General features: G+C 55.7%; 18 protein-coding genes. 5 read left to right on the top strand and 13 right to left on the bottom strand.

The window, feature by feature from the left end:
• The first annotated feature begins 52 nt into the window (after nucleotides 1–52).
• The 3 genes from ribH (at nucleotide 53) to thiL (ending at nucleotide 2,013) form a co-directional block, all read left to right on the top strand.
• Nucleotides 53–523, top strand: coding sequence for a 6,7-dimethyl-8-ribityllumazine synthase (gene ribH / locus CU081_RS22800; RefSeq protein ID WP_003859098.1), 471 nt, complete (start codon nucleotides 53–55; stop codon nucleotides 521–523).
• Between the two features lie 21 nt (nucleotides 524–544).
• On the top strand, nucleotides 545–964 hold the full coding sequence (gene nusB, locus CU081_RS22795) for a transcription antitermination factor NusB (protein ID WP_006809908.1): 420 nt from the start codon (nucleotides 545–547) through the stop codon (nucleotides 962–964).
• Between the two features lie 77 nt (nucleotides 965–1,041).
• Nucleotides 1,042–2,013 (top strand): thiamine-phosphate kinase, encoded by a 972-nt coding sequence (thiL, locus tag CU081_RS22790; protein ID WP_022650460.1) that lies wholly within the window; start codon nucleotides 1,042–1,044, stop codon nucleotides 2,011–2,013.
• Nucleotides 2,014–2,082: 69 nt separating this feature from the next.
• On the opposite strand, the gene CU081_RS22785 is transcribed toward thiL, so the two are convergent.
• From CU081_RS22785 to xseB, 4 genes are all read right to left on the bottom strand, one after another.
• On the bottom strand, nucleotides 2,083–3,057 hold the full coding sequence (locus tag CU081_RS22785; RefSeq protein ID WP_022650461.1) for an aldo/keto reductase: 975 nt from the start codon (nucleotides 3,055–3,057) through the stop codon (nucleotides 2,083–2,085).
• A 62-nt stretch (nucleotides 3,058–3,119) separates the two neighbouring features.
• Nucleotides 3,120–4,982 (bottom strand): 1-deoxy-D-xylulose-5-phosphate synthase, encoded by a 1,863-nt coding sequence (gene dxs / locus CU081_RS22780; RefSeq protein ID WP_015571294.1) that lies wholly within the window; start codon nucleotides 4,980–4,982, stop codon nucleotides 3,120–3,122.
• 24 nt (nucleotides 4,983–5,006) lie between these two features.
• On the bottom strand, nucleotides 5,007–5,906 hold the full coding sequence (gene ispA, locus CU081_RS22775) for a (2E,6E)-farnesyl diphosphate synthase (protein ID WP_022650462.1): 900 nt from the start codon (nucleotides 5,904–5,906) through the stop codon (nucleotides 5,007–5,009).
• Nucleotides 5,907–6,149 carry an exodeoxyribonuclease VII small subunit gene (gene xseB, locus CU081_RS22770; RefSeq protein WP_003859094.1) on the bottom strand — a complete coding sequence of 81 codons (243 nt, stop codon included), beginning with the start codon at nucleotides 6,147–6,149 and terminating at the stop codon, nucleotides 5,907–5,909.
• Nucleotides 6,150–6,327: 178 nt separating this feature from the next.
• Between xseB and thiI the strand changes: the two genes are divergently transcribed.
• Nucleotides 6,328–7,776: a tRNA uracil 4-sulfurtransferase ThiI gene (gene thiI, locus CU081_RS22765; protein ID WP_022650463.1), complete on the top strand. Its 1,449-nt coding sequence runs from the start codon at nucleotides 6,328–6,330 to the stop codon at nucleotides 7,774–7,776.
• A 125-nt stretch (nucleotides 7,777–7,901) separates the two neighbouring features.
• On the opposite strand, the gene yajL is transcribed toward thiI, so the two are convergent.
• Both yajL and panE read right to left on the bottom strand, forming a co-directional pair.
• The gene (gene yajL, locus CU081_RS22760) at nucleotides 7,902–8,492 is read right to left on the bottom strand and encodes a protein deglycase YajL (RefSeq protein WP_003859085.1); all 591 of its coding nucleotides are present in this window, start codon (nucleotides 8,490–8,492) and stop codon (nucleotides 7,902–7,904) included.
• Nucleotides 8,455–9,366, bottom strand: coding sequence for a 2-dehydropantoate 2-reductase (panE, locus tag CU081_RS22755; protein WP_022650464.1), 912 nt, complete (start codon nucleotides 9,364–9,366; stop codon nucleotides 8,455–8,457). Before panE ends, yajL begins: the two co-directional genes overlap by 38 nt.
• Nucleotides 9,367–9,491: 125 nt before the next feature.
• Between panE and CU081_RS22750 the strand changes: the two genes are divergently transcribed.
• Complete coding sequence (locus CU081_RS22750; RefSeq protein ID WP_017383179.1) at nucleotides 9,492–9,983, top strand: YajQ family cyclic di-GMP-binding protein; 492 nt, start codon at nucleotides 9,492–9,494, stop codon at nucleotides 9,981–9,983.
• 32 nt (nucleotides 9,984–10,015) lie between these two features.
• Here CU081_RS22750 and CU081_RS22745 read toward each other — a convergent pair whose 3' ends face one another.
• The 7 genes from CU081_RS22745 to CU081_RS22715 all read right to left on the bottom strand — a co-directional run bounded on the left by CU081_RS22745 (nucleotide 10,016) and on the right by CU081_RS22715 (nucleotide 18,308).
• Nucleotides 10,016–11,377 (bottom strand): MFS transporter, encoded by a 1,362-nt coding sequence (locus tag CU081_RS22745; protein ID WP_022650465.1) that lies wholly within the window; start codon nucleotides 11,375–11,377, stop codon nucleotides 10,016–10,018.
• Between the two features lie 115 nt (nucleotides 11,378–11,492).
• Nucleotides 11,493–12,140, bottom strand: coding sequence for an L-fuculose-phosphate aldolase (gene fucA, locus CU081_RS22740; RefSeq protein ID WP_022650466.1), 648 nt, complete (start codon nucleotides 12,138–12,140; stop codon nucleotides 11,493–11,495).
• Between the two features lie 28 nt (nucleotides 12,141–12,168).
• Entirely contained in the window at nucleotides 12,169–13,164 is a 996-nt protein-coding gene (locus CU081_RS22735) for a LacI family DNA-binding transcriptional regulator (protein WP_022650467.1), read from the bottom strand.
• A gap of 60 nt (nucleotides 13,165–13,224) precedes the next feature.
• Nucleotides 13,225–14,814, bottom strand: coding sequence for an FGGY-family carbohydrate kinase (locus CU081_RS22730; protein ID WP_032645866.1), 1,590 nt, complete (start codon nucleotides 14,812–14,814; stop codon nucleotides 13,225–13,227).
• An 11-nt stretch (nucleotides 14,815–14,825) separates the two neighbouring features.
• Nucleotides 14,826–15,776: an ABC transporter substrate-binding protein gene (locus tag CU081_RS22725; protein WP_000858088.1), complete on the bottom strand. Its 951-nt coding sequence runs from the start codon at nucleotides 15,774–15,776 to the stop codon at nucleotides 14,826–14,828.
• A gap of 46 nt (nucleotides 15,777–15,822) precedes the next feature.
• Nucleotides 15,823–16,806 (bottom strand): ABC transporter permease, encoded by a 984-nt coding sequence (locus tag CU081_RS22720; RefSeq protein ID WP_017383183.1) that lies wholly within the window; start codon nucleotides 16,804–16,806, stop codon nucleotides 15,823–15,825.
• A 2-nt stretch (nucleotides 16,807–16,808) separates the two neighbouring features.
• Nucleotides 16,809–18,308: a sugar ABC transporter ATP-binding protein gene (locus tag CU081_RS22715; protein WP_022650469.1), complete on the bottom strand. Its 1,500-nt coding sequence runs from the start codon at nucleotides 18,306–18,308 to the stop codon at nucleotides 16,809–16,811.
• Nucleotides 18,309–18,378 lie beyond the last annotated feature (70 nt).

Here is an 18,378-nt window from a genome sequence, read left to right as displayed (position 1 = left end):
TATGATAAAATCCGCCCCCCTGCGGGGCCAAATGAACCCGTAAAGGAAGAGTATGAACATTATTGAAGCTGCTGTAGCTACCCCGGACGCTCGCGTCGCCATCACCATTGCGCGTTTCAACAACTTCATCAATGATAGCCTGCTGGAAGGTGCGGTTGACGCCCTGAAACGTATCGGCCAGGTTAAAGATGACAACATTACCGTCGTTTGGGTACCAGGTGCTTACGAACTGCCACTGGCAGCGGGCGCGCTGGCGAAAACCGGTAAATACGACGCGGTGATTGCGCTGGGTACTGTTATTCGTGGCGGCACTGCGCACTTCGAATACGTTGCGGGCGGTGCAAGCAATGGTCTGGCGCACGTTGCGCAGGATGCTGAAATTCCTGTCGCGTTCGGCGTGCTGACCACCGAAAGTATTGAACAAGCCATCGAACGTGCTGGCACCAAAGCCGGTAACAAAGGTGCAGAAGCTGCACTGACCGCGCTTGAAATGATCAATGTATTGAAAGCCATCAAGGCCTGATTTTTTTGTAAGGGGAATTCCGTGAAACCTGCTGCTCGTCGCCGCGCCCGTGAATGTGCCGTCCAGGCACTTTACTCCTGGCAGTTGTCCCAGAACGACATCGCTGATGTTGAATACCAGTTCCTGTCAGAACAGGACGTGAAAGACGTTGACGTTCTGTACTTCCGTGAACTGCTGTCGGGAGTGGCGACTAATAGCGCGTATCTCGATGGTCTGATGAAGCCATACCTGTCCCGTCTGCTCGAAGAGCTGGGCCAGGTCGAAAAAGCAGTGTTGCGTATCGCGCTGTTTGAGCTGTCTAAACGTGATGATGTGCCGTACAAAGTGGCCATCAACGAAGCGATCGAACTGGCGAAAACCTTCGGCGCTGAAGACAGCCACAAGTTTGTTAACGGCGTGCTGGATAAAGCCGCACCTGCGATCCGTCCCCACAAAAAGTGATCCGCAAACCGGAGTTCTGCATTGCCTGACGGGCAGTGCGGCTCCGGTTTTTTCTTTTATTTGCTGAGGCATAACGTATGGCATGCGGCGAATTCTCCCTGATTGCCCGTTATTTCGACCGTGTCAGAACCTCTCGTCTTGATGTTGAAACCGGCATTGGCGATGACTGCGCACTTCTCAATATTCCCGAAAAACAGACGCTGGCAATCAGCACCGACACCTTAGTGTGTGGGCGACATTTCCTGCCCGACATCGATCCTGCCGATCTGGCGTATAAAGCGCTGGCGGTGAACGTCAGCGATCTGGCGGCAATGGGCGCCGACCCGGCCTGGCTGACGCTGGCTCTGACCTTGCCAGAGGTGGATGAAGCCTGGCTTGAAGCCTTCAGCGATTCCCTGTTTGAGCAGCTGAATTATTACGATATGCAGCTGATTGGCGGTGATACCACTGCCGGTCCGCTGTCGATGACCCTGGCAATCCACGGCTATGTGCCTGCCGGGCGTGCGCTGAAACGTTCGGGCGCAAAACCGGGCGACTGGATCTACGTGACCGGTACGCCGGGGGATAGCGCGGCAGGGCTGGCAATCCTCCAGAACCGTTTAACGGTTGAAGATGCTGACGATGCGGCGTACCTGGTGAAGCGCCATCTGCGGCCAACGCCGCGTATTTTGCACGGCCAGGCGCTGCGCGAGCGGGCCAGTTCGGCTATCGATTTGTCTGACGGGCTGATCTCCGATCTCGGCCATATCCTGAAAGCCAGCGGCGTGGGCGCGCGGATCGATCTGGATCTGTTTCCTCTGTCAGAGCCGTTGCGTCGCCATGCCGAGCCTGAGCAGGCGCTGCGATGGGCGTTATCCGGTGGAGAAGATTATGAGCTGTGCTTCACGGTGCCTGAGCTGAATCGCGGAACACTGGATGTGGCGTTAGCGCATCTGGGGGCGAAATTTACCTGCATCGGGCAGGTGATGCCGGAAAGTGAAGGGCTGCTGTTTGTCCGCGACGGCGCCCCGGTTACGCTTGACTGGAAAGGGTACGATCACTTCGCGTAATTTTGTGCGCTCTGTATTGCCGGGTGGCGCTGCGCTTACCCGGCCTACGGATTTTGTTCCCTGAATTGTTTATTTAAACCCTACCACCGGATGTTGCTGATACGGCGTCTCCAGCTCGGCAATCTGCTCCGGCGTCAACGATAAGTCCACCGCACTCAACAACTCATCCAGCTGTTCTTCCCGCGATGTGCCCACAATCGGCGCGGCGACACCGCGCTTGCTCAGCAGCCACGTCAGTGCCACCTGCGCGCGCGTTGCACCGATATCGTCGGCGATCCCGGCTAAGCGTTCGGCAATTAACGCATCGCTGGTTTCTGTATCGTCATACAGGTTTTTACCCACTTCGTCCGATACCAGCCGGGCGGTGGTTTCGCCCCACGGACGGGTTAACCTTCCGCGCGCCAGCGGGCTCCACGGGATCACCGCCACGCCTTCCTGGTAGCAAAGCGGCAGCATCTCGCGCTCTTCTTCCCGGTAAATCAGGTTGTAGTGATCCTGCATGGTGACAAAGCGCGCCCAGCCGTGCTGTGCCTGGAGATCGAGCGCCTGGGCAAACTGTGAGGCATGCATGGACGATGCGCCGATGTAGCGCGCTTTACCGGCTTTCACGACGTCGTTCAACGCTTCAAGCGTCTCTTCGATCGGGGTGTTGTAATCCCAGCGGTGGATTTGCAGCAGGTCGACGTAATCCATGTTCAGGCGTCTGAGGCTGTCATCAATAGAACGCAGGATCTGCGCGCGAGAAAGGCCTTCCGCCAGGTCGCCTGACGGGTAGTACACCTTAGTGGCGACCACAACGTCATCACGACGGGCAAAATCTCGCAGGGCGCGGCCAACAATCTCTTCGCTGCTGCCGTCGGAGTAGCTGTTGGCGGTATCGAAGAAGTTGATGCCGCCGTCAATGGCGCGCTTGATGATGGGGCGGCTGCTCTCTTCCGGCAGCGTCCAGGCATGATTTCCCCGGTCAGGCTCGCCAAACGTCATGCATCCCAGGCAAAGCCGGGACACCTTAAGGTCCGTTTTTCCTAATGTCGTGTATTGCATGGTTCCGCTCCTGCTGTTTAAACAATACGTTTAAGCATAGCAGGAGCAGAAAAGGGGAGGGATCAGGCCAGCCAGGTGCGGATTTTGGCTTCGATACCGGCGGCGTCCAGACCAATGTCGGCGCGCGCCTCATCCTGGGTGCCTTGCGGGATGAAGTGGTCCGGCAGGCCGAGATTAAGCACCGGAACGGCTTTACGGTTCGCCATCAGCACTTCGTTCACGCCGCTACCCGCGCCACCCATGATGGCGTTCTCTTCCAGCGTGACCAGCACGTCATGGCTTTCCGCCATGCTCAGAATCAGAGATTCATCGAGCGGCTTCACGAAGCGCATATCGACCAGCGTCGCATTCAGGTTTTCAGCGACTTTTGCCGCTTCCGGCATCAGCGTACCAAAGTTCAGGATCGCCACTTTTTCACCGCGACGTTTCACCAGACCTTTACCGATGTCCAGTTTTTCCAGCGGCTGTAATTCAACGCCAAGGGCATTACCGCGTGGATAGCGTACCGCGCAGGGACCGTCCTGATAGTGGTAACCGGTATACAGCATCTGACGACACTCATTTTCGTCGCTTGGCGTCATGATCACCATGTCCGGGATACAGCGCAGGAAGGAGAGATCAAACGCGCCCTGGTGCGTCTGGCCGTCAGCCCCCACAATGCCCGCGCGATCGATAGCAAACAGCACCGGCAGCTTCTGAATGGCAACGTCATGGATAACCTGATCGTAGGCGCGTTGCAGGAAGGTAGAGTAGATCGCCACCACCGGCTTGTAGCCGCCAATCGCCAGGCCCGCAGCAAAAGTTACCGCGTGTTGCTCGGCAATGGCGACGTCGAAATACTGGTCCGGGTATTTTTTGGAAAACTCCACCATGCCGGAGCCTTCACGCATGGCAGGCGTCACCGCCATCAGCATGTTGTCTTTCGCCGCCGTTTCGCACAGCCAGTCGCCGAAGATTTTTGAGTAGCTCGGCATCCCGCCGCTGCTTTTCGGCAGGCAGCCGCTGGTATGGTCGAACTTAGGCACCGCGTGGAAGGTGATCGGATCTTTCTCCGCCGGTTCGTAACCACGCCCTTTTTTGGTCATGATATGCAGGAACTGAGGGCCTTTCAGGTCGCGCATGTTTTTAAGCGTCGTCACCAGACCCAGCACATCGTGGCCGTCCACCGGGCCGATATAATTAAAGCCCAGCTCTTCGAACAGCGTACCCGGTACGACCATGCCTTTGATGTGTTCTTCGGTACGCTTAAGCAGCTCTTTGATCGGCGGTACGCCGGAGAAGACTTTTTTACCGCCTTCACGCAGTGAGGAGTAAAGCTTGCCGGACAGCAGCTGCGCCAGATGGTTATTCAGCGCGCCGACGTTCTCGGAGATCGACATTTCGTTATCGTTGAGGATCACCAGCATGTCCGGTTTGATATCGCCCGCGTGGTTCATGGCCTCAAAGGCCATCCCGGCGGTGATCGCCCCGTCGCCAATCACGCAGACAGTGCGACGTTGTTTATTCTCTTTTTCGGCGGCAACGGCAATACCAATGCCCGCAGAAATGGAGGTGGAAGAGTGGCCGACGCTTAACACGTCATATTCACTCTCGCCGCGCCACGGGAACGGGTGCAGGCCCCCTTTCTGGCGAATGGTGCCAATTTTATCGCGACGTCCGGTCAGAATTTTGTGCGGATAGGCCTGGTGGCCGACATCCCAGATCAGCTGATCGAACGGCGTGTTATAGACGTAATGCAACGCCACGGTCAGCTCAACCGTGCCAAGTCCGGAGGCGAAGTGGCCGCTGGAGCGGCTAACGCTGTCGAGCAGGTAGCGACGCAGCTCGTCACACAGCTTCGGCAGACTCTCTTTCGGCAACAGACGTAACTCCTGAGTGGAGTCAACTAACGCCAGTGTCGGGTATTTGGCAATATCAAAACTCATCAAAGGCTCATCGAGATTTATAGTTTATTTATCACGCTGGATTATGTAGTCCGCTAGCGCTTCCAGTGCCGAGGTATCCAGCGATTGCGCGGCCAGCTCATTCAGCGACTGGCGGGCATCGTCTATCAGATCCCGGGCTTTACGTTGGGCATGCTCAAGGCCCAACAGGGCGGGATAGGTACTTTTGCCAAGCTGCTGATCCGCACCCTGACGTTTTCCCAATGTTGCAGTATCGCCCACCACATCCAGAATGTCATCCTGAACCTGGAATGCCAGACCGATACTGTCTGCGTATCTGTCCAGAATCGGCAGGGCTTTACGCCCGCGTTCACCCGCGCTCAGCGCGCCCAGGCGAACGGCTGCACGCATCAGTGCGCCCGTTTTGTGACGGTGGATGCGCTCCAGCTGTTCCAGAGTAACCTGACGACCTTCAGCCTCTAAATCCAGCGCCTGGCCGCCGCACATCCCGGCGACGCCGCTGGCCATTGCCAGTTCGGACACCATTGCCAGACGATCGCGATCGCTCACTTCAACCATCGGCGCATCGCTCAGAATGGAGAAGGCCAGAGTTTGCAGCGCATCACCCGCCAGAATGGCATTCGCTTCGCCAAATTTGATATGGCAGGTTGGCTGACCGCGACGTAGATCGTCATCGTCCATGGCTGGCAAATCATCGTGGATCAGCGAATAGGCGTGGATACACTCCACGGCGGCTGCCGGGGCGTCCAGCGTGTTATCGCTGATACCGAACATGTTGCCCGTGGCATATACCAGGAACGGACGCAGGCGTTTACCCCCCAAGAGTGCGCCATAGTGCATGGCTTCAACCAGTGGAGTGTTCTGAAAAGGCTGCGGCTCAATGAATCGGCGCAGCGCATCGTTGGCGCGGATGACGCGCGCCTGAAGCGCGTTGGAGAAATCCATTTACTCGGCGTCCGGTGTGAATGGCGTGGTTTTAGCGTCTTCGCTGTCGGAAAGCAGGATCTGCACACGCTGCTCGGCCTGCTGAAGCTTTACCTGCCCCTGGCGCGCAAGCTGCACACCGCGTTCAAATTCGTTGAGGGCATCTTCCAGCGGTAAATCGCCGCTCTCGAGGCGGGTAACAATCTGCTCAAGCTCACTCAGCGCAGTTTCAAAACTGGCCGGTGCGTCGTTCTTCTTCGGCATAGTGAATTAACTCTTATATTCTTCGCCCCAACATGGTAACGGACTCGGGGCAATTATCAAATAACGCGAGTGGCGCGATGGTGGTATACTTGCGCGCCTGGATGCAGCCACGGGTGTGGGCTGCTGTATCATTTTCCACTACAAGCCTTTATAAGCTTGCCTAAGAAACATTGCCGCCATGAAGTTTATCATTAAATTGTTCCCTGAAATCACCATCAAAAGCCAATCTGTGCGTTTGCGCTTTATTAAAATTCTCACCGGGAACATTCGTAACGTATTAAAACACTACGACGAAACGCTCGCTGTGGTGCGTCACTGGGACCACGTTGAAGTCCGCGCGAAAGACGAAAGCAAACGTCTTGATATTCGCGACGCGCTGACCCGTATTCCTGGTATTCATCATATTCTGGAAGTGGAAGACGTTCCGTTCAGCGATATGCACGATATCTTCGAAAAGGCGCTGGTACAGTACCGCGACCAGATCGAAGGCAAAACCTTCTGCGTGCGCGTGAAGCGTCGTGGTAAACACGAGTTCAGCTCGATTGAAGTCGAGCGCTACGTTGGCGGCGGTCTGAACCAGCACGTTGAGACGGCGCGCGTGCGCCTGACTAACCCGGACGTTACCGTTAATCTTGAGATCGAGAACGATCGTCTGCTGCTGGTTAAGGGTCGTTATGAAGGTATTGGTGGTTTCCCGATCGGCACGCAAGAAGATGTGCTGTCGCTGATCTCGGGCGGCTTCGACTCCGGCGTCTCCAGCTACATGCTGATGCGTCGCGGCTGCCGCGTGCACTACTGCTTCTTCAACCTGGGCGGGGCGGCGCATGAAATCGGCGTACGTCAGGTGGCGCATTACCTGTGGAACCGCTTCGGCAGCTCTCACCGCGTGCGTTTTGTGGCGATCAACTTTGAGCCGGTGGTCGGCGAAATCCTCGAAAAAGTGGACGACGGCCAGATGGGCGTGGTCCTGAAACGTATGATGGTGCGCGCGGCGTCCAAAGTGGCTGAGCGCTACGGCGTGCAGGCGCTGGTCACCGGTGAAGCGCTGGGGCAGGTCTCCAGCCAGACGCTGACCAACCTGCGTCTTATCGACAACGTGTCTGATACGCTGATCCTGCGCCCGCTGATCTCTCACGATAAAGAGCACATCATCGATCTGGCGCGTAAAATCGGTACTGAAGATTTTGCCCGTACCATGCCGGAATATTGCGGTGTGATCTCAAAAAGTCCAACCATTAAAGCGGTGAAGGCGAAGATCGAAGCGGAAGAAGAGAACTTCGATTTCAGCATCCTGGAAAAAGTGGTGGCGGAAGCGTCCAACATCGATATCCGTGAGATCGCCCAGCAGACCGAGCAGGAAGTGGTTGAGGTGGAGACGGTCAGCGGCTTTGGTGCTAACGATACGATTCTGGATATCCGTTCTGTTGATGAGCAGGATGACAAGCCGTTGCAGGTGGAAGGCGTGGAGGTGGTTTCGCTGCCGTTCTACAAGCTGAGCACCCAGTTTGGCGATCTCGACCAGAGCAAAACGTATCTGCTGTGGTGTGAGCGTGGGGTCATGAGCCGTTTGCAGGCGCTGTATCTGCGTGAGCAGGGCTTCGCGAACGTGAAGGTGTATCGCCCGTAGTTTATTGTCGGGGAGTGCGGCCTGATGCCCTCACCCCGTCCCTCTCCCACAGGGAGAGGGCGCAAACATTAAAAACGGCAACCTCGGGTTGCCGTTTTGCTTTTACCTTGCGCCACCCGACTTTTTTATTCGTAGTAGTTATAAATCCCCGCCGCCATCACCAGCGACGAAGCCACTTCGTACGCTTTTTCGCGCCCAACCAGCAGGTCAATAATCTTCAGGCCAAAATCAATGGCGGTGCCCGGCCCCTGGCTGGTGAGCAGGTTAACGCGCGGATCCCAGACCACGCGTTTATCCACCCACTGGTCTTCCGGAATTGTATCCTTCAGACCAGGGAAGCCGGTCATATTGCCGATGGGGAAAATGTCGTGCGGAACCAGCACCGTACCTGCGGCTGCACAGATTGCCGCGACGATACGCCCGGAAAGATGAAACTGACGAACGGTTTCAACCAGCAGCGGGCTGTCGCGGAAACACTCAGCCCCCTTCAGACCACCCGGCAGAACGATAATGTCGTAATCACCGTCCGCCACCTGTACAAGCGGTGCATCCGCCAGAATCTTCACCCCACGCGAGCAGGTAATCGCCAGGCTTCCGTCGCTGGCGACGCTGGCGGTAGTAACCTTAATACCACCACGTACCAGCAAATCAATGGTGGTGACCGCTTCTGTCTCTTCGCTACCAGGGGCGAGGCATACCAGTGCCGATGCGCTCATACTCACTCTCCTTTCGTTTTACTAACTCAAACAGACGGCTATTTTCCGCAACGGTAATGCCGTGTGCCCGGGCGCGTTTTAACAGATAACCGGTAATGTAATCAATTTCGGTATGCCGCATAGCCCGGATATCCTGCAACATTGAGGAGATATTTTCTGCCGTACTCTCAATCACCTGGTCGACATAATAACGTAAATCGGACTCTGAGGTGTGGTAGCCTTCGCGTTCAATGACGGCGGCAACTTCCCGGCAAATCAGCGCTACCCGATCAGGATGCTGGCGCAGTTCACCGTTAGGGCAATCCAGCAGGGCGGTCAGCGGATTAATCGCGCAGTTCACCGCCAGTTTGCGCCACAGTTCCGCGCGAATGTTATTGTGCCAGGCGACGTCAGGCAGCGTGCTTTGCAGGGTATCCGCAAGATAGCTGTAATCGCCGGGCTGTTCACGCGCGGGACCGATATGAGTGATACCACTGGCAACATGGATAATGACGTTACCGTCGCGACGCGCCGCGTGGGTGGTTGTCCCCATCAGCAGCGGTTGCCGGACAGATTTTAGCTCTTCAATGGTACCCATACCGTTGTGAATCAGCAGGATTGGCGTGCTTTCAGGTAACTGGGCGGCCAGGCTTTTCACCGCATCGGAGACCTGCCAGGCCTTCAGCGTGACCAGCAGCAAATCGCTGGTGGCAAGAAATTCCGGATCGTTTGCCGTCAAAGACTCATTAAAAATTGAACCGTCTGTACCCATCACGTTCACACTGCAATAGGGCTGGGGAATTCGCAGCCAGCCCTGAACGTCGTGTCCCTGTTTGCATAGCGCTGTAAGCCAGAGTTGGCCAAGGGCTCCGCATCCAAGCACTGTTACTTTCATCGTTCCTCCTCACCTGCAACGGCGCCAGGTGCTATGACGCTAAGTATAGCGCCATCAGCTAAGCTTCTCGTTATGCCTCGTTGCGGGTATTATGCAACGCAACAAAAATGTAGGGAGAAGAAAAGATGCCATCTTTCGATATTGTTTCTGAAGTTGATTTGCAGGAAGCGCGTAACGGCGTAGAAAATGCTGTCCGTGAGGTTGAGTCACGTTTCGATTTTCGTGGCGTTGAGGCGACCATTGAACTGAACGACGCGAACAAGACGATCAAAGTCCTGAGCGAGTCTGATTTCCAGGTCAACCAGTTGCTGGATATCCTGCGCGCCAAGCTGCTCAAGCGCGGCATTGAAGGGACCTCACTCGATGTGCCGGAAGATTTTGTTCACAGCGGCAAAACCTGGTTTGTGGAAGCGAAGCTGAAGCAGGGGATTGAAAGCGCCGTGCAGAAGAAAATCGTGAAGCTTATCAAAGACAGTAAGCTCAAAGTGCAGGCGCAGATCCAGGGGGAAGAGATCCGCGTGACCGGAAAATCCCGTGATGACCTGCAATCCGTGATGGCGCTGGTGCGTGGCGGCGATCTCGGTCAGCCATTCCAGTTTAAAAACTTCCGCGATTAAGACAATCATGCCCGGCTAAACCGGGCATTTTTTCAGGCCTTCAGCGCCTGCTCTACCTCAAAGCGGTTAGTCACTTTGCTGTCAATTTTGACATACGCACTGCGCTCTTCCGGGACAATCAGCACTTCGCTCACGCCCTCTGTCGCTTCCAGACGCTGTTGTAACGCGTCACCGATTGCCACGTCATCGGGAATTTCTACCCGCAGGCTACTCACGTAACGCGGCTCTTTCATGGTGCTGGCCACAAACAGCCAGAGCATCGCCAGCAGCGCACCGGCGAGGAAAACGGTCTGGGAGTCAAACAGACCATCCACCCAGCCGCCGAGTGACCCGCCGATCGCCACGCCGAGAAACTGGCTGGTGGAGTAAATGCCCATCGCGGTGCCTTTGTATCCTGCCGGAGACTCTTTGCTGATAAGCGACGGCAGCAGGGCTTCCATCAGATTAAAGGCCAGGAAGAACAGTTGTACGCCAGCGATCAGCTCCCAGAAATGCGGGCCGGCGCCCCACAGCACAATCTCGGCAATCAGCAGTAACGCCACGCAGCCCACGAAGACGCGTTTCATTTTGCGCTTCACTTCGGCGTAAATAATGAAGGGCACAACGGAGACAAACGAGATCAGCATTGTGACCAGATAAATTTTCCAGTGCTCTGCCGCCGGAAAACCTGCTGAGGCCAGTTGACCGGGCAGGGCGACAAAGGTGGACATCAGCAGAATGTGCAGGCACATAATGCCGAAGTTCAGCTTAAGCAGGCGCGGCTCGGCGATGACTTTGCTGAAGCAGCCTTTGACCATCCCGGATTCACGGTTGAGGACGTGGTTTTTACTGTCAGGTACAACCCACAGCGTGAGTGCGATCCCGATGGTCGCCAGCACCGCAATCATCCAGAACAGGGCGTGCAGGCCGAGTGAATGGGTGATAACGGGCCCCAGCACCATGGCAATGGCAAACGTGACGCCAAAGCTGACGCCGATAAACGCCATGGCTTTGGTGCGGTTTTGCTCGCGGGTTAAGTCTGACAGCAGCGCCATCACGGCGGCGGCAATCGCCCCGGAACCTTGCAGGGCGCGCCCAAGAATAATTCCCCAGATGGAGTGGGAGAGGGCGGCGATGATGCTGCCGAGCACAAACACCAGCAGCCCGCCGACAATCAGCGGTTTGCGACCCACTCGGTCGGAGAGCAAGCCAAAGGGGATCTGGAATATTGCCTGCGCCAGGCCGTAGATACCGATCGCCAGACCGATCAGCGCTTCGCTGGCACCCTGTAACGCCATGCCATATGTGGTCAGAACGGGCAGGACCATAAACATGCCAAGCATCCGCAGCGAGAAAACAGTCCCTAAACCCCAGGTCGCACGCAGTTCGCCTGGCGTCATTTTATAATCGTTCATTACCACCTCTACCAAAAAGCAGGCCATAGTTTAGGCGGGGTGATAAGTGCGGTAAATAGGTGTTTGTTTAAGAGATATTACGAGGGTGTGATAAAAGCACCCCCGGATAAAAAAATTACGCCTCGACGCGCAATCCGTAGCTTTTGAATTTCTCAAGAACAATGGCAATTTCATCGTCACTGAGTACCGGAACGGGATCCACTATCGCCAGCGTGGTCAGGTAGAGTTTTGCCAGCACCTCTACCTCCTGCGCCAGCCACAGTGCCTTTTCAAGATTTTCTTCGCAGGTTATCAGGCCGTGGTGCTGTAAGAGCGTCGCTTTGCGATCGCGTAACGCGATCGCGACATGCTCTGACAGCGCGCGCGTCCCGAAGGTCGCGTAAGGGGCGCAGGGAATGGAGTTTCCCCCGGCGGCGGCAATCATATAGTGAATAGCAGGAATGGGGCGGTTGAGTATCGAGACGGCGGTACAGTTAACCGCATGGTTATGGACGACGGCGTTAGCATCCGGGCGGGTCTGATACACAACCTGATGAAAACGCCATTCGCTGGAGGGCAGTTTATCTTCTTCGTGTCGCCCCTGTGCATCTACATAGACGATACTCTCTTCGGTCAGATGCTCGTAGGGAATTCCGGTCGGCGTAATCAGCATGCCGTCGCGATAGCGAACGCTGATATTGCCGGCGGTGCCCTGATTTAACCCCATGCGGGTCATCTCAAGGCAGGTGTCGATAATGTCTCTGGCTAATCGGGCTCGTTCCATTTTTTATTCTCCGGGTACAGTTTTATTTTTACTGGCGGGAACGTTTGACCAGCTTCATATCGACTTTCGCCGTCTCGTTGACCGCTTCGCCGTCGATGGCTCGCTGCATCAGTTCAAACGCTTTTTCCGCCCAGGTATCTTCGTCCTGCTGCATGGACCAGACGCTGTTAGGCAGGAACCCCAGCATGGGGTGCTCATCGAAGGTGCCGATATTGATGTGTTGGGGCACGGTGCCGGTACGCGTCCGCAGGGCTTCGATTGCCCCTTCCAGAACGGGTAACGATGAGGCGATAAACGCCTGCGGAACACCCTGGCTGTCGATAAGCGAATCCATCAGGGCATATCCGCCCTCCGGCGTATTGTCCGGCCCTTCGATGACCCACTCGCGATGGTGAATACCGGCTGTTTTCAGGGCCTGTAAGTAGCCGTTCAGACGGTCCGTAATACTGGGCAGTGCGGTATCGCCCACAAGGAACCAGAGCGGCATTTTTCTCTCTGCCAGCATGTTGCGGGCCAGTTCATCCCCCCCGGCCTCGTTATGACTCTCAACCAGCGCGTTGTCAGTAAAGCCAAAATCCCGGTCGAGGAGCACCAGTGGTTTTTGGATCTGCCGCAAATGATGCTGCTGGTTTTCCAGCGTCGAGGGAACGATAAACAAGCCGTCCACGTTGCGCGCCATCAGCGCTTTGACCAGCTTGTTTTCGTAATCCACATCGTTGTAAGTACAGCTGATCATCAGTTGGTAGCCCGAACGGCGGCAGCGCAGTTCGAGTTTCTCGGCGAGCGTTGCAAAGAACACGTTCGAGATGTTGGGCACGATGAGCCCCAGCGTCTCGGTTTTGTTTAGCTTAAGACTGCGCGCCGAATGGTTGAGGGTATAGCCGAAGCGCTCGACGTGCTCATTAATTCGGGACTGTGTTTTCACGCTGATCCGATACTGTTCGGCTTTCCCGCTCAGTACCAGCCGCACGGTGGTGACGGATAAATTCAGATCCTTCGCTATCTGTTCAACTGTTTTGGCCATCGCTACGCCTCAATCCTTAACGTACGTAAAAACTGCTGATAAAGCATACGCATCCTGCCATTACATTTCCTGCTGCATCAGGAGATTAAGCGCCTGCTGCTGGGTCCACAGCATCAGGTACGCCTCATATTTTTGCCGGTGGAAGGCCGCGGTTTCCGGCCGACGGGTGATGATGTCGCCGGCTTTGACCATTTCCCGGGTAGCGTCGGTGAGCGTTGTCCATGCACCGCTCGCCACTGCGCCGCAAATGGCCGCGCCGAGAGTGACGGCATCTTCTTCGGCTAAAAGATGAATATCGCAGCCCGTGGCATCGGCATACTCCCGCAGCCAGAGCCGGTTATGGGTGGCTCCTCCACAAATGACAATGCGCGACAAGGTGTGCCCGTGTTGTTTCAGGGTATCCATAATATGTCGTGTGCCATAGGCTATGGCCTGTAGCGTGGCCAGATAGAGCCTCGCCAGCGCACGTTCACCGGTTTCTAATGTCAGACCGACCACGCTGCCCCGCGCATCCGGACGCGAACGCGGCGAGCGGTTGCCGTGGTGATCGGCCAGAATGTGCAGGTTGCGGGTGGGATATTTTTCTTCCTGTTCAAGCGCGGCTACCCAGTCGTTGAGCAGCGCCACCGGATGGCGTTGCGCCGCTTCTGCTTTTGCAAACAGATCTGCGCTGGCTCCGTGCTCGCGCAATGTCCAGTCGACCAGCGCCCCGGCAGCACTTTGCCCGCCTTCCGTCAGCCAGTAGCCCGGCAGCATGGCGCTCCAGTAAGGCCCCCAGACGCCGGGCGTATGGATCTCCGTCTGACTGGCAAGCATATGGCAGTTCGAGGTTCCGCTGATGAGCGCCAGCGTGCCCTCCGGGTGTGAGCCCGTCAGCGCCACGCCACCCGCGTGGGCATCGATCATGCCGCTTGCCACAACCACCTCTTCGGGCAACCCCAGAGCTTGCGCTGCCTGTGGGCTGAGTTTTCCGACGCATTCAGCGACGTCCAGAATAGTATCGGGAATTTTTGTCAGTAAGGTCTCCAGCCCCACCTCCCTGAGCAGCGATTCGCTGAACTGCGCCTCATGCGCAAGGTAGTTCCATTTGCAGGTGAGGGTGCACAGGCTGGCGGCGTCCTGGCCCGTTGCTTTCCAGACCAGAAAATCGGCAAGGTCGAAAAAGCGCCAGGCCTGATTCCATGTTTCAGGATGATGTCGCTGCAACCACAGCAGTTTTGGCAGTTCCATTTCAATACTCACCTCGCCGCCCACGTAGCACAGGGCCGGATCGCGTGTGGCATTGATGCGAACAGTTTCTTCGTGAGCACGATGATCCATCCACATAATGATGTCCTGCGAAGCCGGACTGTCGGGGGACACGCTCAGGCCGTTACCCTCAGCATCCAGCGCGACCAGCGAGCAGGTGGCGTCGAAGCCAATCGAACGAATGGCGTCGGGTGAGATCCCAGAGGAGTCGACGGCTTCCCGCACCACCGCGCAAACCTGCTGCCAGATCTCCGCGGAGGACTGTTCCACGCGCGCGTTGCTGGCGTGAAACTGCGAAATCGGACGGGTCGCGAAGCTCAAACGCTCGCCTTGCGCAGAGTAAAGCCCAGCACGAACGCTGGCTGAACCCACATCGACCCCGAGGAAATAGCCGTCACTCATCATAAACTTCCTTATTTTTTACCAAACGGATGTAACAGTTTATCAATTTCAGGGGTGTTGATATTCTGCGCATTGACATATTTCACTGGAATATCAATTTCTTTAGCCACCGTCTGTCCGGAAATTACCGCGTTCAGCGCCTTTATGCCCTGATAACCAATCTGGTACGCGTCCTGCACCACGAAGCCCTGAATCACGCCGTTTTTGAGGAAGTTAATGATGGCTTCGGTGCTGTCAAAACCGATGACTTTCACTTTGCCCTTCAGATTCTGGCTGTCGATAGCGTTCGCAACGCCCAAGGTTGAGCCTTCGTTGGTGGCATAAATACCGGCGATATCCGGGTTGGCCTGAACCATATCAATGGTTTTATCCATCGCCTTTTGCGGGTCGCCATCGCTATATTGCACCGGCAGTACCTGAATATTCGGGTACTTCTCTTTCATTCGCTCGCTGAATCCTTCAGAGCGCTCAATGGCGGACGTCGTTCCGGCTACGTGGGCGATAATACCCACTTTCCCCTTCTGACCTACCTGCTCCGCCAGCGCATCCGCAGCCTGTGCGCCCGCCTTACGGTTATTGGTGGCGACAAAGCTGGCTGGGATATCGGAGTTCACGCCCGAGTCGAAGGTCACCACTTTGATCCCCCGGCTGTTGGCGGTTTCGACCAGCGGGGCAAGGGCGTTTGCATCAAGCGCGGCCAGCAACAGGCCGTTTGGCTTTTGTGCCATGGTGTTTTCGACTAACTGGATCTGCTCGGCGATTTGCGTTTCATCGGCAGGGCCAACGTAGCTGGTTTTGTCACCCAACTCTTTTGCGGCAGCTTCCGTCCCCATTTTGACCGTCTGCCAGAATTCGTGCTGGTAACCTTTACTGACTACCGGCAGGTTCAAATCTTTTGCCAGCGCGCTGCTGGACAGGATGGCAACGAGCGACAGGGCGCTCAGGATATGGCTGGTTTTCATTATTTTGCTCCGTTGTAGGGTTGGCAGGGCTTGTTGTATCGAGAACCTAACGCATTCTTTTACGTAACGTGTCCAGGTAGACGGCGGCAACGACGACCACGCCCATCGCCACCATCTGCCAGAACTGGGACACGCCCATGAGATTGAGGCCGTTTTTCAGCACGCTCATAATGAACGCGCCTATGATGGTGCCGCCAATCGTGCCCACGCCGCCCATCAGACTGGTACCGCCGATCACTACCGCCGCAATGGCTTCCAGCTCATAACCCACGCCTACGGTTGGCTGGCCTGAATTGAGACGAGAGGCGAGGATCACCCCGGCCACGCCGGTTAACAGGCCGCATAAGGCGTAAACGAAAATTTTCACTCGCTGGACTTTGATCCCGGAAAGATGTGCCGCCGTTTCATTGCTGCCGACAGCGTAGATATAGCGGCCCATCACCGTTTTCTTCAGGATCCACATGGCGATCAGTGCCACGATGACCAGGTAGAACACCGGGTAAGGCAGGACGTCGAACAGGCGACCCTGCGCTAGCAGCTTGAACTGCGGGTAGTCAGAAAAATAAATTGCGCGGCCATCGGTCATCACCATATTGATGCCGCGTACCGACATCATTAAGCCGAGGGTGGCAATAAACGGTGGTATGGTCATTTTGGTGACCAGAAACGCGTTCACATAGCCGCAAAGCCCGCCGGCGAGCACGCCTGCCAGAATACAGACCGGCAGCGGCATACCAAACCCGGCGGCGATGCCCACCGCAACCCCTGAGAACGCCACCACCGATCCGAGCGACAGGTCGATCCCGGCGGTAATAATCACAAAGGTTACGCCAATGGCCATGATGCCAATCACCGCCGTTTGCAGGGCGATAGTCATGATATTTTCAGTATTAAAGAAGAACGGTGAGCTGAAGCTGAAAAACAGAACCAGCAATACCAGGCTAAAAAGAGGCGCCAGACGCATCAGGAGCGCTTTATTTATTTTCATCGTATGACTTCCGCTTTGCGGCGATGGAACGGTAACGGACATGATTAATCCTCCAGCGTGGCGTATTGCATGATTTTTTCCTGGGTGGCGTGCTCAGCCTCTATTTCGCCGGCAATGTGGCCGCTGCGCATCACAAGTATGCGGTCGCACATTCCTAATACTTCCGGCAGTTCGGATGAAATCATGATGATCGATTTACCTTTAGCGACAAGGCGGTTCATTAGTTCATAAATTTCCAGCTTGGCGCCAACATCAATTCCCCGGGTTGGCTCATCAAAAATTAAAATATCGGTATCTTTACAGACCCAGCGGGCAATAATGATCTTCTGTTGATTACCGCCGCTTAAATTCAGTGCCGCCTGTTCCAGATGCGGCGTTTTTATTCGCAGCGCATCCACCAGTTTCTGGCTGGACTCCCGGCAGCGTTTTTCATCGACATTACCCGCGGCGCCGGCGTAGTCCGGGTAATTGCCGAGCATAATGTTCATCTCAACGGAAAGGCCGAGGGCGAGTCCCTCTTTTTTGCGGTCTTCTGTTAAATAGCTGATGCCTTTCTCAATGGCGTCAGCCACGTCTTTAATCCGTGTGGGGGTGCCGTTCAGCGTCAGGGTACCGGCGTCGATCGCATCGGCGCCAAACAGGGCCCGGCCCAGTTCCGTTCGGCCTGCGCCCATTAAGCCAGCGAGGCCGAGGATCTCTCCGCGCCAGAGGGTAAAGTTGATGTCGTGCAGTACACCATTTCGCGTCAGGCCATTCACCTCCAGCACTTTTTCTCTGCGCTGATGCGGCGGGCGTTTTGGGTAGATGTTATCGAGATTGCGGCCAACCATCATGGCGATAAGCTCGCCGATCTGAACCGTTTCATAATCTACGGTGGCGATGTATTGTCCGTCGCGCATGACGGTCGCGCGATCGGCGATCAGCGCCAATTCTTCCAGACGGTGCGAGATGTAGACTATCCCCGTGCCCTGAGCCTTGAGCATCCGCGTGACGTCAAACAAACTCTCGATTTCACTTTCGGTCAGCGCGGCGGTGGGTTCATCCATGATTAGCACTTTGGCATTGACCGAAATCGCTTTGGCAATTTCCACCATCTGCTGCTGGGCTACGGTTAATTCACTGACGCGCGCGTCCGGGGCGATTTTTAAATTCAGCGTGTGCAGTATTTTCTCAACCGCCTGTCGCTGGGCGCGTTTATCTAACTGCCAGCGGCTATTTTTGCAGAATTCACGGCCAATAAAGATATTCTCTTCCACGGTTAAATCGGGGAAGAGATTAAATTCCTGATGGATAATCGTAATACCTGCGTGCTGAGCACTTAGCGGATCGCTGAATGATACGGATTGCCCTTCAAAGCGAATTTCACCGGAATCGGGTTGGTAAACACCGGATAATATTTTCATCAGCGTCGATTTGCCGGCACCGTTTTCACCTAACAGGGCATGTACTTCGCCGCGGCGTAAATCGAAATCAACCTGATTCAGCGCCAGCACGCCGGGAAAGCGTTTGGTGATGCACGTCATCTGAATAAGAGTCTCTGACATTGCAAAATTCCTGTGTTGGAAAGGCAATGAATCACAAGCCACAGTGATTTGGTTAATAAGCTAACTCGAC

Source organism: Enterobacter sp. CRENT-193, from assembly GCF_002787395.1.
GTDB lineage: Bacteria > Pseudomonadota > Gammaproteobacteria > Enterobacterales > Enterobacteriaceae > Enterobacter > Enterobacter hormaechei_C.
This window is presented reverse-complemented; position numbering and strand designations above follow the sequence as displayed.

Coding starts and splice junctions, on each gene's coding strand:
- ribH (WP_003859098.1), top strand. CDS start 53: ATGAACATTATTGAAGCTGCTGTAGCTACCCCGGACGCTCGCGTCGCC.
- thiL (WP_022650460.1), top strand. CDS start 1,042: ATGGCATGCGGCGAATTCTCCCTGATTGCCCGTTATTTCGACCGTGTC.
- CU081_RS22785 (WP_022650461.1), bottom strand. CDS start 3,057: ATGCAATACACGACATTAGGAAAAACGGACCTTAAGGTGTCCCGGCTT.
- dxs (WP_015571294.1), bottom strand. CDS start 4,982: ATGAGTTTTGATATTGCCAAATACCCGACACTGGCGTTAGTTGACTCC.
- ispA (WP_022650462.1), bottom strand. CDS start 5,906: ATGGATTTCTCCAACGCGCTTCAGGCGCGCGTCATCCGCGCCAACGAT.
- xseB (WP_003859094.1), bottom strand. CDS start 6,149: ATGCCGAAGAAGAACGACGCACCGGCCAGTTTTGAAACTGCGCTGAGT.
- thiI (WP_022650463.1), top strand. CDS start 6,328: ATGAAGTTTATCATTAAATTGTTCCCTGAAATCACCATCAAAAGCCAA.
- yajL (WP_003859085.1), bottom strand. CDS start 8,492: ATGAGCGCATCGGCACTGGTATGCCTCGCCCCTGGTAGCGAAGAGACA.
- panE (WP_022650464.1), bottom strand. CDS start 9,366: ATGAAAGTAACAGTGCTTGGATGCGGAGCCCTTGGCCAACTCTGGCTT.
- CU081_RS22750 (WP_017383179.1), top strand. CDS start 9,492: ATGCCATCTTTCGATATTGTTTCTGAAGTTGATTTGCAGGAAGCGCGT.
- CU081_RS22745 (WP_022650465.1), bottom strand. CDS start 11,377: ATGAACGATTATAAAATGACGCCAGGCGAACTGCGTGCGACCTGGGGT.
- fucA (WP_022650466.1), bottom strand. CDS start 12,140: ATGGAACGAGCCCGATTAGCCAGAGACATTATCGACACCTGCCTTGAG.
- CU081_RS22735 (WP_022650467.1), bottom strand. CDS start 13,164: ATGGCCAAAACAGTTGAACAGATAGCGAAGGATCTGAATTTATCCGTC.
- CU081_RS22730 (WP_032645866.1), bottom strand. CDS start 14,814: ATGAGTGACGGCTATTTCCTCGGGGTCGATGTGGGTTCAGCCAGCGTT.
- CU081_RS22725 (WP_000858088.1), bottom strand. CDS start 15,776: ATGAAAACCAGCCATATCCTGAGCGCCCTGTCGCTCGTTGCCATCCTG.
- CU081_RS22720 (WP_017383183.1), bottom strand. CDS start 16,806: ATGTCCGTTACCGTTCCATCGCCGCAAAGCGGAAGTCATACGATGAAA.
- CU081_RS22715 (WP_022650469.1), bottom strand. CDS start 18,308: ATGTCAGAGACTCTTATTCAGATGACGTGCATCACCAAACGCTTTCCC.